The sequence below is a fragment of the Agrobacterium sp. genome, assembly GCF_032092815.1.
GTDB lineage: Bacteria > Pseudomonadota > Alphaproteobacteria > Rhizobiales > Rhizobiaceae > Agrobacterium.
In genome coordinates this window covers 391-15,485 of the sequence record NZ_DAMDBP010000046.1, presented here as the reverse complement: position 1 = coordinate 15,485, position 15,095 = coordinate 391, and the positions used below count along the sequence as shown (strand labels likewise).

Genomic DNA, 15,095 nt, shown 5'->3' with positions numbered 1-15,095 from the left:
GTTAAACCTTACGCTTCCGGCGCCACATAACGCGGGAAGACCGGTGTCGGTGCCTCAAGCGGTGTGCCGGGCACAAGACGTCCCGCCTCACCGAGTGCTGCAAAGTCACGTTTGCCAGCCGGTGCCGCGACCAGATCCAGCAGCTTTGTTGTGCTGTCTGGCATGAATGGCTGCAGCAGCAGCGCAATCTGGCGCACGACTTCAGCCGTTACATAAAGCACGGTGCCCATACGCTCCGGGTCGGTCTTCTTCAGCGCCCATGGCTCCTGACCGGCAAAATAACGGTCGGTTTCAGACACAACGGCAATGATCGCCGCCAATGCCTTGTGAATCATCTGCTTGCCCATTTCGTCGCGGCAGATTTCCAGAAGCGCATCGGCAGAGGCCAGCATCGCCTTGTCTTCGTCGGTGTAAGCGCCCGGTGCCGGGATCTTGCCATCGCAGTTCTTGACGATCATCGACAGCGAACGGCTGGCAAGGTTGCCAATGCCATTGGCAAGGTCGGCATTGATACGGATGCCGATGCCTTCTTCGCTGTAGCTGCCGTCCTGGCCGAAGGAGACTTCGCGCAGGAAGAAATAACGCACCTGATCAAGGCCGAAATGGTTCACCAGATTGACCGGATCAACCACGTTGCCGAGCGACTTCGACATCTTCTCGCCCTTGTTGAGCAGGAAGCCGTGGGCAAAGACACGCTTTGGCAAAGGCAGGCCAGCAGACATCAGGAAGGCCGGCCAGTAAACGGCGTGGAAACGAATGATGTCCTTGCCGATGATATGCACGTCAGCCGGCCAGTACTTGGCGCGTGGGCCATCCTTGTCTTCAATGTAACCAGTCGCGGTGATGTAGTTGGTCAGCGCGTCCACCCACACATACATGACATGGGCAGGATCGTTCGGCACCTTGATGCCCCAGTCAAAGGTGGTTCGCGACACCGAAAGGTCACGCAGGCCCGACTTGACGAAGGAGATCACCTCGTTGCGGCGCTCGGCCGGACCGATGAAGTCGGGGTTTTCTTCGTAGAGCTTCAGCAGCTTGTCCTGGTATTCGGACAGCTTGAAGAAATAGCTTTCTTCCTGCACCCATTCCACCGGTGTGCCCTGCGGCCCGTAACGCACGCCATCGGCGCGCACTTCGGTTTCGTCTTCACCGTAATAGGCTTCGTCACGCACCGAGTACCAGCCGGCATAGCTGTCCTTGTAGATGTCGCCTTTCTCGGCCATCAGCTTCCAGATATTGCGCGATGTCTCGTGGTGCCGCTCTTCCGTGGTGCGAATGAAATCGTCGTTGGAGGCGTTCAGCAGCTTGCCCATGTCGCGGAACTGGTCGGAATTGCGCTGCGCCAGCGCTTCAGGCGTAATGCCTTCTGCCTTGGCGGTCTGCTGCATCTTCTGGCCATGTTCATCGGTGCCGGTCAGGAAGAACACATCACGACCGTCCAGACGCTGGAAACGCGCCATGGCATCGGTTGCGATCAGCTCATAGGCATGGCCGATATGCGGCTTGCCATTGGGGTAAGAAATCGCGGTGGTGATATAAAAAGGTGTCTTCTCTGTCATGACGGCTATCAGCTTTACACTATGTTTCCTAGGTAAACCGCTCATAGCCTATTGTTCGCACAAGCGAAACACCAACTTGGACGCCACAGGGCTTTTTATCTGACCTTGGGTTGCTGACACCGGGCGCACGTTCAGCGCTGCATTTCCTCGAGAATGGAAAGCACAGTCTGCTTGCGGTCAAGGTTATAGGCCTGCGCAATGGTGATACGCTCACCAATCGAAGATGACAGCCGGGCATGATAATCTGCCGCGTGCAGATCTCCCGCCAGAGCAGCCGCCTTGGCACGAGCAATCAGCTCCTCGCTGGCATAATCCATGAAGAAGCTCAAAACCGTATCGCTGTCTTTCTGTGACAGCACATCGGCCAGCTTGTGCATGGATTTTCTGGCGGCAGGGCCGGTATTGCTCATGATCGCGCCAAAGGCCTCGATAATGTCGGCGCCACCGTAATTCAAAAGTTTCAATGCCTGCGAAACGCTGCCGCGCGCCGCCGTCAGCAGCTCGTCCTTCTTCTCGTCCGGCAGGCTGACCCCGAGATGGGAAAGCGAACGTTCGAGATTGCCGTCACTCAGCGGGTTGAGCTTCAACGGCAGGCATCGCGAGCGGATGGTCGGCAACAGCTTGCCCGGCGCATGCGACAGCACCATGAACAGTGCCCGTTTCGGCGGTTCTTCCAGTATTTTCAAAATGGCATTGGCGGCGTTGCGGTTGAGGTCATCGGCAGGATCGATGATCACAATACGCCAGCCACCGGTGCCCGAGGTTTGCGAGAAAAAATGCCCGGCACGGCGCACTTCATCCACGGTAATTGCAGATTTGACCCGGCCGGTCTTTTCATCCACCGGGCGCGACAGGTGCAACAGATTGTGCGATGCGCCAGACATGATCTGGCGGCTGATCGCACTCTCCGGCACGGGATCGGCAATCACCTCAGGTGCACTGGCCGGATCGGGATAGGAGAGGATGTGGTTGGCAAAGCGGAAAGCCAGGGTTGCCTTGCCAATGCCCTCCGGTCCTTCGACCAGAATGGCATGGTGGCCCTTGCCGGACCGATAGGACGAGGCCAGAAAATGTTCTGCCTCGGCATGGCCGAACAGCTTGGTGTTCTGCGCCGGTGGAATGGCACCATCCAGCACGCCTGGAGTATCACTCATTGGGAAGCCTGCTTTTGTGGTGCCGGCTTGTTCAGCAATGGCTCAACCATCGCCCAGACATCTTCCGCCACCTGTTTGAGCGGCTGGTCGGCATTGATCACCCGGCAACGACGCGGGTCAGCCAGCGCAATATCCAGATAGGCCTCGCGGCGCTTTTCATGGGTTTCGAGTTCTTCCTTCTCGAAACGGTCAGGCACCGCACCTTCGTCAGCGCGCTTACGTGCACGTGCAAGGCCTGCCGCAGCGGGAATATCAAAGATCAGCGTCACGTCTGGCATGAAGCCGTTAACGGCAATGCGCTGTAATGTCTCGATAAAATCAGGCTCCAGATTGCCTGTCGTGCCCTGATAGACGCGCGAGGAATCCAGAAAACGGTCGCAGAGAACAACAGTGCCTTTTTCCAGCGCCGGGCGAATGACCTCTTCCACATGGTCATTGCGGGCGGCAGCAAACAGGATTGCCTCCATGCGCACACCGAAGGATTCTGCCGCACCAGACAACAGCACATGGCGCACCGCTTCCGCACCGGTTGAACCACCCGGTTCGCGGGTAATGATCACCTCAAGGCCGCGCTCGCGCAGTTGCTCTGCCAGCATGCGAATCTGCGTGGATTTTCCGGCGCCCTCGCCACCCTCAAAGGTTATGAACAATCCACGTTTATCGGACAATTTCAGTATTCCCGTTTGCTTGATCGGCAAATCATCAATTTTAAAGCATAGTTGAATATTCGGTGGGCGACCAGTCGCAACACCTTTGTTGTTATAACCAGAAGAACAGAAGCTCCATAAGCGCATCCCCGGCGTTTTGCGAAAGCGTGCCCTTTTCCACAGACCCGGTTGTCACCAGCGGCACTTCACGCAGCAACCGGTCACCGGCGAAGATCTGCAGGGTGCCGGCCGCAAAGCCCGGCTCGACAGGCGCATTGAGCGGCCAGTGGTAGACGATGTTACCGGTCAGGCGCTCCGGGTTGCTGATTGGCACCACCACATTGACCGGTTCTGCCACCGCCACATCGATCGAGGATTGCGCACCACCGTAAACGCTGACGGCCCCCACGGTCTCGCCCTTGCTGTAGAGCGTGCGTTTCTGGAAACTGGTGAGGCCCCATTCCACCACACGGCGGGTTTCTTCAAACCGCACCTTGTCATCGGGCAGACCGGCCATGCCGAGATAGATGCGCCGGCCTTCACGCTCGGCTGAGGCGACAACGGCAAATCCATTGGCCTGATCGAAGCCAAGGCCCAGACCATCAATGCCCGGCGCAGCACCGAGAACCGAGTTCTTGTTGCGCTGGTAAATCTTGTTCCACTCGAAATCCGGCTTGGTGAACAGGCTGTAAAAGGCCGGATAGGTCCGGTGCAGGTGCTGCGCCAGCACCACCATGTCCTTGACGGTGGTCTTGTTGCCGGGGTCCGGCAGGCCAGTGGAATTGGCAAATGTGCTATGTTTCAGCCCCAGCTCGAGGCCGCGCTCGGTCATGCGTTTGGCAAAATTGGCGTCCGAACCGGTCATGCCTTCGGCCAGAATGATGCAGGCATCATTGGCATTCTGCACGATGATGCCGGCCAGCAGGTCCTTGACGGGGATTTGGGATTTCAGCGCCGCAAACATCGTGGAGGTGCGCGATGGCGCGCCCCCGGTCCGCCAGGCATATTCGGATACGGCAAAGGTCTGTGCCGGATCGACATCACCCTTCATCACCCCATCCAGCACCAGATCAACCGTCATCAGCTTGGAAAGCGAGGCCGGCGGAAACACCTCTTCTTCGTTCTGCGACAAAAGCACCGTGCCGGTTTCAGCATCGATGACATAGGCCTGTTTCGCCTTGACTGTGAAGGCGGCCGCCGGCGTCTGCGCATGCGCCACCACAGGCTCGACAGCTGCACCGGTTACCAGAACAGCCAAAAGGCAAAGGGAATGGAGTGTGGTGTTACGCATGAAAGGCCCGAATCGTCGTCTCATTTTTGCGATGATACGCATTGAACCCTGTCTGGCAGGTAAAGAAGGCTGCCAGATCAATGAGCCATGAACAGATTTTACTGTCTGGCCTGCTTCTTTTTCACAAAGCTGAGAATGGACTGCTCGGTCAACGCGCCACGGTCAGCCGTCAACACCTGCTGAAACACGGCTTCGGTCTTCGACGCCGCGTCATTGTCTGCGGAATAGGCAGCGGCATATTTGGCAGACGGCAGCCTCAGATAGTGCTCATCGGGACGCTGCGGCAAGAACGGACCGATTTCAGGCAGAACGACAAACTGCTCATAGCCCTGCTGAACCTGTGCGGCTGGGGTCGCAACGGCGAAAGGTGTCGGCGCCTGCAACGTATGGCTTGGCGTATTGCCAACCAGCGACGTCTGCGCAGAGCCGGAATAGGACGGATTGAAGGATGGCACCGGAACAGCATCCCGTGAGGCGGAGGCCACCATCACGCCGGTTGCAATCTGTCCATCAGGGTTCACAGCCGGGCTGCGGGAACCCTTCGGAATATAGGACGCCATGAGGTAAGGCATGTCATGGCCGTCCATGCGGGCGCGGCCAACATATTGCACACGCACATTGGCAGTGCCGCTGCGCTTCATGTCAAGAAGATCGGCCGTCTTGCTGGAAACGTCAATGATACGGCCTTCGTGGAAGGGGCCTCGGTCATTGACGCGAACAATGACCGAGGATCCGTTTTCCATATTGGTCACGCGGGCATAACTTGGCAGAGGAAATGTCGGGTGCGCACCCGACAAATGCTCGGAATCGTAAACTTCGCCATTCGCCGTCAGGCGACCGTGGAAGGCAGAACCATACCACGAGGCCAGACCACTCTTGTCATAGCTGGTATCTTCCTTTGGGAAGTACCGGCGGCCTTTCACTGTGTATGCGTTACCGACCATGAAGCGCCCGCCCCCTTTGGGAACCTTTGCGCCAGTGGCCACGCGAGGACTTGCCTTCACGCCATATTCGGATTCGGAGAAGTATTCCTTGCTCCGCGTTTTCTTCTTGGGCTCGGATGTTGTTGAACAGGATGCTGTCGCCACACACAAAGCCGCGACCGCCAAAAATCTTGCGCTCAACCCGAATTTATTGCCGTCTAAAGTCAAAAGTAAGCCCCATCCTGCTGTCTGGCCAGCTTCCACACTGGCCGCGATGCTTGATGGGTATTGACCTGCCACCAAGCGTCTAACAGATGCTTAATCTTGTGGACAACATGGCAAAAATGCGAGTCCCGATGCCTTTTTTGGTAAAATTGTATTGGTTATGGTTAGCGGGCGGTTAATGAGGGGCCGTTTGACCGGCCTGTCGTTACGTCAGATCGGGTCAACATCACCCCTCGCCCACATCTCCTGCGTCTCGGCATAAAAGTCCTCAAAACGCCCCTCTTCGATCGACTTGCGGATGCCCTGCATCAGCTCCTGATAATAGGACAGGTTGTGCCAGGACAAGAGCATGCCGCCGAGCGCCTCATTGGAGCGCACGAGGTGGTGCAGGTAGGCACGCGAATATTCGCGCGATGCCGGGCAGTTGGACTGTTCATCCAGCGGGCGCATGTCTTCGGCATGGCGGGCGTTGCGAATATTCACACGGCCACGACGGGTAAAGGCCAGACCATGACGACCAGAGCGGGTCGGCATCACGCAGTCGAACATGTCGATGCCGCGTGCTACGGATTTCAGAATATCGTCCGGCGTGCCGACACCCATCAGGTAACGCGGCTTTTCGGTCGGCAATACCGGCAGCGTGGTTTCCAGCATCCGCAGCATCACTTCCTGAGGTTCACCGACGGCCAGACCACCAACGGCATAACCCTTGAGATCAAGCTGCTTCAGACCTTCGGCCGAACGGATACGCAGATCGGGAATGTCACCACCCTGCACGATGCCGAACATCGCCTTGCCGGGCTGCTCACCAAAGGCCACGCGGCAACGTTCTGCCCAGCGCAGCGACATTTCCATGGCCCGTTCGATTTCGCGGCGTTCAGCTGGCAGCGCCACGCATTCATCGAGCTGCATCTGAATGTCGGAATCCAGCAGACCCTGAATTTCAATCGAGCGTTCCGGTGACATGTGGTGCAGGCTGCCATCCACATGGCTCTTGAAGGTCACGCCCTGCTCGTCCAGCTTGCGCAGGCCAGACAGCGACATCACCTGGAAACCGCCGCTATCAGTGAGGATCGGGTGTGGCCAGCGGATCAGCTCATGCAGACCGCCAAGGCGCGCCACGCGCTCCGGGCCTGGACGCAGCATCAGGTGATAGGTATTGCCGAGAATGATGTCGGCACCTGCATCCCGGACCTGATCGAGATACATGGCCTTAACAGTGCCAACTGTGCCAACCGGCATGAAGGCCGGGGTGCGGATGACACCGCGCGGCATTGCCACTTCGCCGAGACGGGCGCCACCGCTGGTGGCCTTGAGGGTAAAGCTAAATTTGTCGTGCATCAGTTTTTCCGAAATAGCAGGCTGGAATCGCCGTAGGAATAGAAGCGGTAGCCGGTTGAGATGGCGTGCTCATAGGCACTGCGCATCGTTTCCAGCCCGCTGAATGCTGATACCAGCATGAACAGCGTGGACCGCGGCAAATGGAAGTTGGTCATCAACACGTCAACCGCCTTGAAGCGATAACCCGGCGTGATGAAAATACCGGTGGAACCGGACCATGGCAGAATGGCACCGCTGTCATCGGCGGCACTTTCAATCAGGCGAAGCGAGGTGGTGCCAACGCAGACGATGCGCCCGCCTTTGGCCTTCACCGCATTCAGCTTGGCCGCCGTTTCTTCCGAGACATAACCGATCTCGTGATGCATGCGGTGATCATTGGTATCGTCCGCCTTGACGGGCAGGAAGGTGCCAGCGCCGACATGCAGCGTCACGAAGTGGCGCTCGACACCGGCAGCATCCAGCGCCTCGAACAGTTCAGGCGTAAAATGCAGACCAGCGGTCGGTGCAGCAACCGCACCTTTTTCGCGGGCATAGATGGTCTGGTAATCGGTCTGGTCCTGCGCATCCTCAGGACGTTTGGCAGCGATGTAAGGCGGCAATGGAATATGGCCAACCGTGGCAATCGCTTCATCAAGCGCCGGACCGGAGACGTCGAACAGCAGGGTGATTTCCCCCTCCTCGCCCTTTTCCTCAACCGTCGCTTCAAGCGCGCCCAACAGGCAGGTTTCACTATTACTGGTACCGAACCGGATGCGGTCTCCCGCCTTGATCCGTTTGCCCGGCCGCGCAAAGGCCTTCCAGCGTGAGGCACCAACGCGCATGTGCAGCGTGGCGGAAACCGGCGTTTCCTGCGCCCCTTCGCGCAGACGAACACCTTCAAGCTGGGCCGGAATAACGCGCGTATCGTTAAACACCAGCGCATCGCCCGGTCTCAGGAAGGACGGCAGATCAATAACGCTGTGGTCATTCATGGTATCCGCATTCGGATCAACAACCAGCAGGCGTGCGCTATGGCGTGGATTGGCCGGGCGCAGCGCAATATTTTCATCTGGCAGATCGAAATCGAACAGGTCTACACGCATTTCTGGACTCTCAAAAAAACATCAAAACCCGCCCCTCAATCTGGTGTGGGGCGGGTGAATACGATGACAGGGCCTCGTTACACCTGCCGTCATCCTCGGGCTTGACCCGAGGATCTAAGGAACCACCATATCAGACGTGGTTGAATCCTCGGGTCAAGCCCGAGGATGACGACAAAGAGGTTTGTACCCGTTGTCAGCGAATTAAAACCCGCTCCGCATGTCTGCGAAGCGGGTTCTGCTGTCAAAACCGCAAATCAGGCTTCAGAAGCGAGACGGATCGAAACGATGGAATCAGGATCGCGAACCGGTTCGCCGCGCTTGATCTTGTCGACAACTTCCATGCCTTCAATAACCTGACCCCAGACCGTGTACTGCTTGTTCAGCCAAGGTGCATCGGTGAAGCAGATGAAGAACTGCGAGTTGGCGGAGTTCGGGTTCTGCGAACGGGCCATGGAGCAGGTGCCGCGAATGTGCGGAGTTGCCGAAAATTCAGCCTTCAGGTCAGGCTTGTCGGAACCGCCCATGCCAGCGCGGGCCGGGTTGAAGTTGTCGGAACCCTGCTTGCCGAACTGCACGTCGCCGGTCTGCGCCATGAAGTCTTCGATAACGCGGTGGAACACAACGCCATCATAGGCCTTCTCGGCTGTCAGTTCCTTGATGCGGGCCACGTGGCCTGGAGCAACTTCAGGAAGAAGCTGGATAACAACCTTACCCTTGGTGGTTTCCATGATGAGGGTGTTCTGCGGATCTTTGATCTCGGCCATTTTTATCTCCTTCAATCGGGCTTGTTGGCCCTGTTTCAGTTTTTGCCGACAGTGACTTTGATCATTCTGTCTGGATTGGACACTTCGCCGTTGCCGCCTTCGCCGCGCTTGATCTTGTCAACCGCTTCCATGCCGGAAACGACCTTGCCAACCACGGTGTACTGGCCGTTGAGGAACGGGCCATCAGCGAACATGATGAAGAACTGCGAGTTGGCAGAATTCGGGTTCTGCGAACGCGCCATGCCAACGGTGCCACGCTCGAACGGCGTCTTGGAAAATTCTGCTGGCAGGTCTGACAGCTTGGAGCCACCGGTGCCGGCGCGCTGGGCGTTGAAGCCATTTTCCATGTCGCCGAATTCGACGTCGCCGGTCTGCGCCATGAAGCCTTCGATCACGCGGTGAAAGGCAACATTGTCATATTCACCGGCCTTGGCCAGTTCCTTGATCTGCGCAACATGCTTTGGCGCAATGGCCGGCAGCAGTTCGATAACCACCGGGCCGTCTTTGAGCTGGATGGTCAGGAAGTCGTCTTCGGCGGCAACTGCGTTGGTGAACGCTGCTCCGAGAAACATTGCGCCAGCAAGGGCAAGGTGAAGCAATTTCATGTCAAGCTCCGGATAATTGATATGAACCAGGTCAATTCTGGCGTTTGAATTTGCCGTTCAGCGCATCAAGCACTGCGGCGGGTACAAAGGCAGAGACATCGCCTCCCATGGCAGCGATCTGACGAACCAATGTTGCGGTAATGGGTCTGGAGGCACTGCCAGCCGGAATGAAGACGGTCTGGATATCGGGTGCCATCTGCCTGTTCATGCCAGCCATCTGCATTTCATAATCAAGGTCGGTGCCATCGCGCAGACCACGCAGCAAAATGCTGGCGCCGTGCTTGCGGGCGGCATCCACCACCAGATTATCAAAGGACACCACAGAAATGCGGCCTGCCGCATCCGGCAAGGCCTGCGCCAGCGAATCCTTGATCAGGCCTGCACGTTCCTCAAAGGAAAACAGCGGCGTCTTGCCCGGATGAATGCCCACCGCCACAATAACGCTGGATGCAATATTCAGCGACTGGACGAGTACATCCAGATGTCCATTGGTCATCGGGTCAAAAGACCCAGGGTAAAAGGCAACCGTCATTTCGCTCTCAAGCCAGTACGATGTCGCCGCCTTTTGTCATGGACAAGAGCGCGCCGCAAGGGTTTTGCCTGATTTCAAGAAAGAGACCAGGGGTTGATAAGCCATATTTGGGCGTCTTTATATTATTGATCAAGTCGATTACCGCCAGACAACAGGGCTGGCTTCATGAACATATCGATGTCATCGCCAACAGCACCTATCCCCATCCCCGCATCGACATGGTTGATTTCCATGGGCCGGTTTTGCCGTGAACACCCCTGCCCACCTGCTCAACCTACACGAGCAAACCAGCCCAGGGCAAAGGCTTTACCCATGAATTTCACGCGCGGTGGAACCGAAAGCCCGCCTCGTGACTTGTTGCAGTGACCACCGCAACGATTGCTTTGCCTACCCGGCTACCTCCTTAGCTGAACGGCATATGAATGCTCCATTCAGGGGCGTTTCAGCGCCGTGACTATAGACCTGTTCCCGGGTTTGGACGTTGTCGAAAGACACGTGGGTAAAGGGATTTTGAACCATGATTGTTGTGTTGGCGCTGGGCGCAATTGCCGTTTCATTTGCCGTAGAATATGCGCTCTACGGATAGGATGAGGGGCCGATTTCGAGAAAGATGAACGCCAGATGAACGGACCATTCAAGGAAGCTTCAGAGGCGGCATGCTAATCGATTTTTATGATGGCGCGAACAACGCGACAATGATGGGCCAACCGACCCAATCAAGGAAGGAATAAACATATGTTTATCAAGGGAAAACAGTCTACTTCGACGAAGATTGGCGCGATCAGCACGGCCTGGATGGTGCTAGTGTTTACCATGCTCGCCACCACATTTACCCTTTATGAACAACGAATCGAAAAACAGGGTCCTGAATACCCGCAGGTTTCCTCCCGTTATCAATATATGAACTACTACTGAGGTAGGCGACGAACATCGCCAAGCCTTTGTGGAGTATCGGGCTATGTTCGTTGTTCTTTCAGCACTCGCAGCCTTGATCAGCTTGATGTTCATGGCATCCTTCGCAACCGCATTGACCGAACTCAAGCGGGAACATGACGAGGTCCGCGCAGTGGCTGAACGCAACAAGCTTTTCTAAGCTTAGCCGGCCGTCCAATCGTCCTTCCACAGACCGGAACCCAGCGCTGTTTCCTTGAAACCCGGATCACCGATCTGCCCCAAATGGCACGTTTTACGCCGCCCTCGTTATCTGCGACGGGCGGCTTTTCTGTGGAGCAATTCCCCCTCACCCGACCATTGGCAACCTGACAGCTGCACGATCGACGCCACGATAAGGTCAATGTGATTTCATTCACGTTGTTATCTCGCGCTTTTCACCTTCAAATTCATCAAGGATTGTTCTAAGGAACCCGCAACAATCAACTCCTGGCTTTGCCGGAGTGAAAAGACGAGGTTTACCTTACGATGCTCGATGCCCTGCGAAATGCTTCCAAAACGATGGCCGCAAAACTGTTGCTTTTGCTTCTTGTGGTCTCCTTCGGCGTGTGGGGTGTTTCGGCATCGCTCATGACGTCGGCATCGAACTCGGTTGTAACGGTTGGTGACCAGTCGGTTTCACCAAATGACTTCCGTCTGGCCTACCAGCGCCAGATCTCGGATCTCAGCCGCCAGTTCGGTACCCGGCTGACCACAGAACAGGCCAAGGCCTTCGGCATTGACCGCCAGGTGTTTAGCCAGCTTGCAGCCGGTGCCGCTCTCGACCAGCTCTCGGCCGACATGAACCTCGGCCTCTCCGAAGACCGTCTTGCCGGCCTGATTGCCGAAGACCCGGCTTTCCGCGCCGTCAACGGCCAGTTTGACCGCACCCTGTTCAGCGAGCGCCTGCGCAATTCCGGCCTGCGCGAAGATGATTACATCAAGGAAAGAAGCAAGGTCGCGGTTCGCAGCCAGATCGTTGATGCGGTTTCCGATGGTTTCACTGCACCGAAGGTTCTGGTTGACGCGCTCAAGCAGTATCGCAACGAGCAGCGCTCCATCGATTACGTCATTCTGTCCAACGCCAATATCGATCCGGTCAAGGCACCGGCCGATGACGTGCTGAACACCTGGTTTGAAGGTGCAAAGAACCGTTACCGTGCGCCTGAATACCGCAAGTTCTCCTATGTGAAGCTGGAGCCGTCGGATATTGCCGACCCAACCGCCATCACCGAAGCGCAGATCGACGAATATTACGACAGCCACAAGGACAGCTTCCGCACCGCCGGTCGCCGCACCATCGAACAGGTTGTGTTCCCGAATCGCGAAATGGCCGATGCCGCTGCAACGCAGCTGCGTGAAGGCACCACCACTTTTGACCAGGTCGTAAAAGATCAGGGCAAGACACCAAACGACGTGATGCTGGGCGAATTCACCAAGGACACCATGCCTGACCAGTCGATCGCCGCAGACGCCTTTGCTGTCCAGAAGGATGGCGGCACCACCTCGGCACTCAATGGTGCATTCGGTCCGGTCATTCTGCGCGTTACGGGCATCAGCCCTGAATCGGTCAAGACACTGGACGAATCCCGCGAGCAGATCAGAACCGAACTGGCAACGGCTGCCGCTGTCGACCAGATCAACAGCGTTCATGACCGCTACGAAGATCTGCGTGGCGCAGGCTCTTCGCTTGCCGAAGCCGCAACCCAGCTCAACCTCAAGGCCGTGACCATCAACGCCGTTGATTCCACCGGCCTCGATGACAAGGGCGATGCGGTCAAGGACCTGCCAGCACCATCGCTGGTAACCGAAGTATTCAAGACCGAGCCGGGCGCAGAATCACTGCCAATCAACCTTGGTCGTGATGGTTATGTCTGGTTCGACGTTGAGCAGATCACCCCTGACCGTGATCGCACGCTTGATGAAGTGCGCGAAGACGTTCTGGCCGACTGGACTGCCGAACAGCAGAGAACCGCCCTCGCCGCCAAGGCTGACGAGCTGAAAGCCCGTATCGAAAAGGGTGAGACACTGGCTGCCATTGCTGACGAACTCGGCATTGCGGTTGAAAACAAGGTTGGCCTGAAGCGCAACAGCGATGAAGCGGTTCTTGGCATGCAGGCTGTGACAGCAGCCTTCTCCGGCCCGGTTGGCACGGTTGCCAGCACACCTGGTGCCGACAATGAAGGTCGCATCCTGTTGCAGGTCACAGCCGTTGATGCGGACGCCCTGCCGGACGCACTTGGCAATGACGACCAGCAGCTTGAAGCCATGGCCCGTGCAGCCGGAGATGACATTCTCGACCAGATGGTCAACCGTCTTCAGTCCGACTATGGTGTGACGATCAATCAGGCCGCAGCAGATCAGGCTCTGGTCGCCTTCTGATCATCCCAGGGAGCATTTTGAAATGGCAGAACTGAAACCGCTTATTGCGAAGGTGGCAAACGGCGAAAGCCTGACACGGGACGAATCGCGCAGCGCGTTCGATATTCTGATGTCCGGCGAAGCCACCCCATCCCAGATTGGCGGTTTCCTGATGGCGCTGCGCGTGCGTGGCGAAACGGTTGATGAAATCGTTGGTGCCGTCGCGTCCATGCGCTCCAGAATGCTCAGCGTCAAGGCACCGGAAACGGCGGTTGATATCGTCGGAACCGGTGGCGATGGCATCGGCACCTACAACATCTCCACGCTCGCCGCGCTCATCGTGGCTGGTGCAGGCGTCACCGTTGCCAAACACGGCAACCGCGCGCTCAGCTCCAAGTCAGGCACGGCAGATGCGCTGTCCAACCTCGGCGTCAAGCTGGATATCGGCCCGGCACAGATCGAAAACTGCATTGCCAACGCCAATATCGGTTTCATGTTTGCGCAGATGCACCACAATTCGATGCGCCATGTCGGCCCGTCGCGTGTGGAACTTGGCACCCGCACCATTTTCAACCTGCTTGGACCGCTGTCCAACCCGGCCGGTGTGAAAAAGCAGCTGCTTGGCGTTTTTGCTGAAAAATGGGTGATGCCGCTGGCCGAAGTGCTACGCGATCTCGGCTCGGAACATATCTGGGTCGTTTACGGCGATGGCATGGACGAAATCACCACCACCGGCACCACGCAGGTGGCTGAACTCCACAATGGCAAGATCCGTACCTTTGAGCTGACACCAAAGGATTTTGGTGTGCCGGTTGCCCAGATGGCAGACCTGAAGGGCGGCGACGGCCTCGTCAATGCGGCGGCCCTGCGCGAGGTGCTGTCGGGCAAGCGCAACGCCTACCGTGATATCGCGCTGTGCAACGCTGCTGCTGCGCTGAAAATTGCTGGCAAGGGTGAAACCATAACCGATGCCATGCGCATTGCCGCATCCTCGCTGGATGATGGTGGCGCAGCGCTGGCCCTTGAGCGGCTGGTATCGGTATCCAACGAAGCATAAGAGACCAGGACCATGAGCGATATTCTGAAAAAGATCGAGCTTTACAAGCGTGAGGAAATCGCTGCGGCCAAGGCAAAGGTCTCGCTGGCCGATCTGCAGGCCATGGCCAAGGACCAGAGCGCACCGCGCGGGTTCTACAAGGCTTTGCAGCAGAAACAGGCAGACGGCAAGTTTGGCCTGATTGCCGAAATCAAGAAGGCAAGCCCATCCAAGGGTCTGATCCGCCCGGATTTCGACCCGCCGGCATTGGCGCGCGCCTATGAGGCCGGTGGCGCTGCCTGTCTTTCCGTTTTGACCGATACGCCAAGTTTCCAGGGCGCACCGGAGTTTCTGACCGCAGCGCGTGAGGCCTGCAACTTGCCGGCGCTGCGCAAGGATTTCATGTTTGACACCTACCAGGTCCATGAAGCACGTGCCTGGGGTGCAGACTGCATTTTGCTGATCATGGCATCGCTGTCCGACGACGAGGCAAAACGCCTTGAAGACGAAGCCTTTGGCCTTGGCATGGATGTGCTGGTGGAAGTGCATGACGCCGAGGAAATGGAACGCGCCTTGAAACTGGCCTCGCCGCTGGTTGGCATCAACAACCGCAATCTGCGCACCTTCGAAGTGACGCTGGAAACC

16 protein-coding genes are annotated in these 15,095 nt (G+C 57.3%); 6 read left to right on the top strand and 10 right to left on the bottom strand.

The genetic code is table 11. The features are described from left to right. Positions 1-8: 8 nt before the first annotated feature. From metG to coaD, 10 genes are all read right to left on the bottom strand, one after another. Complete coding sequence (gene metG / locus RT613_RS20175) at positions 9-1,559, bottom strand: methionine--tRNA ligase (protein ID WP_313618170.1); 1,551 nt, start codon at positions 1,557-1,559, stop codon at positions 9-11. 131 nt (positions 1,560-1,690) lie between these two features. Next, entirely contained in the window at positions 1,691-2,713 is a 1,023-nt protein-coding gene (locus RT613_RS20170; protein ID WP_313618169.1) for a DNA polymerase III subunit delta', read from the bottom strand. After that, the gene (gene tmk / locus RT613_RS20165; protein WP_313618168.1) at positions 2,710-3,381 is read right to left on the bottom strand and encodes a dTMP kinase; all 672 of its coding nucleotides are present in this window, start codon (positions 3,379-3,381) and stop codon (positions 2,710-2,712) included. Before tmk ends, RT613_RS20170 begins: the two co-directional genes overlap by 4 nt. A gap of 91 nt (positions 3,382-3,472) precedes the next feature. Further along, entirely contained in the window at positions 3,473-4,651 is a 1,179-nt protein-coding gene (locus tag RT613_RS20160) for a D-alanyl-D-alanine carboxypeptidase family protein (RefSeq protein ID WP_313618167.1), read from the bottom strand. Positions 4,652-4,749: 98 nt separating this feature from the next. Further along, complete coding sequence (locus RT613_RS20155) at positions 4,750-5,802, bottom strand: septal ring lytic transglycosylase RlpA family protein (protein ID WP_313618185.1); 1,053 nt, start codon at positions 5,800-5,802, stop codon at positions 4,750-4,752. 207 nt (positions 5,803-6,009) lie between these two features. Then, complete coding sequence (gene tgt / locus RT613_RS20150; protein WP_313618166.1) at positions 6,010-7,140, bottom strand: tRNA guanosine(34) transglycosylase Tgt; 1,131 nt, start codon at positions 7,138-7,140, stop codon at positions 6,010-6,012. Next, entirely contained in the window at positions 7,140-8,222 is a 1,083-nt protein-coding gene (gene queA, locus RT613_RS20145; RefSeq protein ID WP_313618165.1) for a tRNA preQ1(34) S-adenosylmethionine ribosyltransferase-isomerase QueA, read from the bottom strand. The genes tgt and queA overlap by 1 nt, the downstream gene beginning before the upstream one ends. 254 nt (positions 8,223-8,476) lie before the next feature. After that, positions 8,477-8,986, bottom strand: a complete 510-nt coding sequence (locus RT613_RS20140; RefSeq protein ID WP_313618164.1) for a peptidylprolyl isomerase — start codon at positions 8,984-8,986, stop codon at positions 8,477-8,479. 35 nt (positions 8,987-9,021) lie between these two features. Further along, positions 9,022-9,591, bottom strand: coding sequence for a peptidylprolyl isomerase (locus RT613_RS20135; RefSeq protein ID WP_313618163.1), 570 nt, complete (start codon positions 9,589-9,591; stop codon positions 9,022-9,024). 31 nt (positions 9,592-9,622) lie between these two features. Then, a complete protein-coding gene (gene coaD / locus RT613_RS20130) occupies positions 9,623-10,123 on the bottom strand; it encodes a pantetheine-phosphate adenylyltransferase (protein ID WP_313618162.1) in 501 nt (166 codons plus the stop codon). A 20-nt stretch (positions 10,124-10,143) separates the two neighbouring features. On the opposite strand from coaD, the gene RT613_RS20125 reads away from it, so the two are divergent. From RT613_RS20125 to trpC, 6 genes are all read left to right on the top strand, one after another. Next, positions 10,144-10,374: a hypothetical protein gene (locus RT613_RS20125; RefSeq protein WP_313618161.1), complete on the top strand. Its 231-nt coding sequence runs from the start codon at positions 10,144-10,146 to the stop codon at positions 10,372-10,374. A 484-nt stretch (positions 10,375-10,858) separates the two neighbouring features. Beyond that, complete coding sequence (locus RT613_RS20120; protein ID WP_313618160.1) at positions 10,859-11,038, top strand: hypothetical protein; 180 nt, start codon at positions 10,859-10,861, stop codon at positions 11,036-11,038. Positions 11,039-11,081: 43 nt separating this feature from the next. Then, the gene (locus RT613_RS20115; protein ID WP_313618159.1) at positions 11,082-11,216 is read left to right on the top strand and encodes a hypothetical protein; all 135 of its coding nucleotides are present in this window, start codon (positions 11,082-11,084) and stop codon (positions 11,214-11,216) included. A 326-nt stretch (positions 11,217-11,542) separates the two neighbouring features. After that, the gene (locus RT613_RS20110) at positions 11,543-13,435 is read left to right on the top strand and encodes a SurA N-terminal domain-containing protein (RefSeq protein ID WP_313618158.1); all 1,893 of its coding nucleotides are present in this window, start codon (positions 11,543-11,545) and stop codon (positions 13,433-13,435) included. 22 nt (positions 13,436-13,457) lie between these two features. Further along, the gene (gene trpD / locus RT613_RS20105; protein ID WP_313618157.1) at positions 13,458-14,471 is read left to right on the top strand and encodes an anthranilate phosphoribosyltransferase; all 1,014 of its coding nucleotides are present in this window, start codon (positions 13,458-13,460) and stop codon (positions 14,469-14,471) included. Positions 14,472-14,483: 12 nt separating this feature from the next. Continuing rightward, positions 14,484-15,095 (top strand): indole-3-glycerol phosphate synthase TrpC (trpC, locus tag RT613_RS20100; protein ID WP_313618156.1); only part of this gene is annotated, 612 nt, incomplete at its 3' end.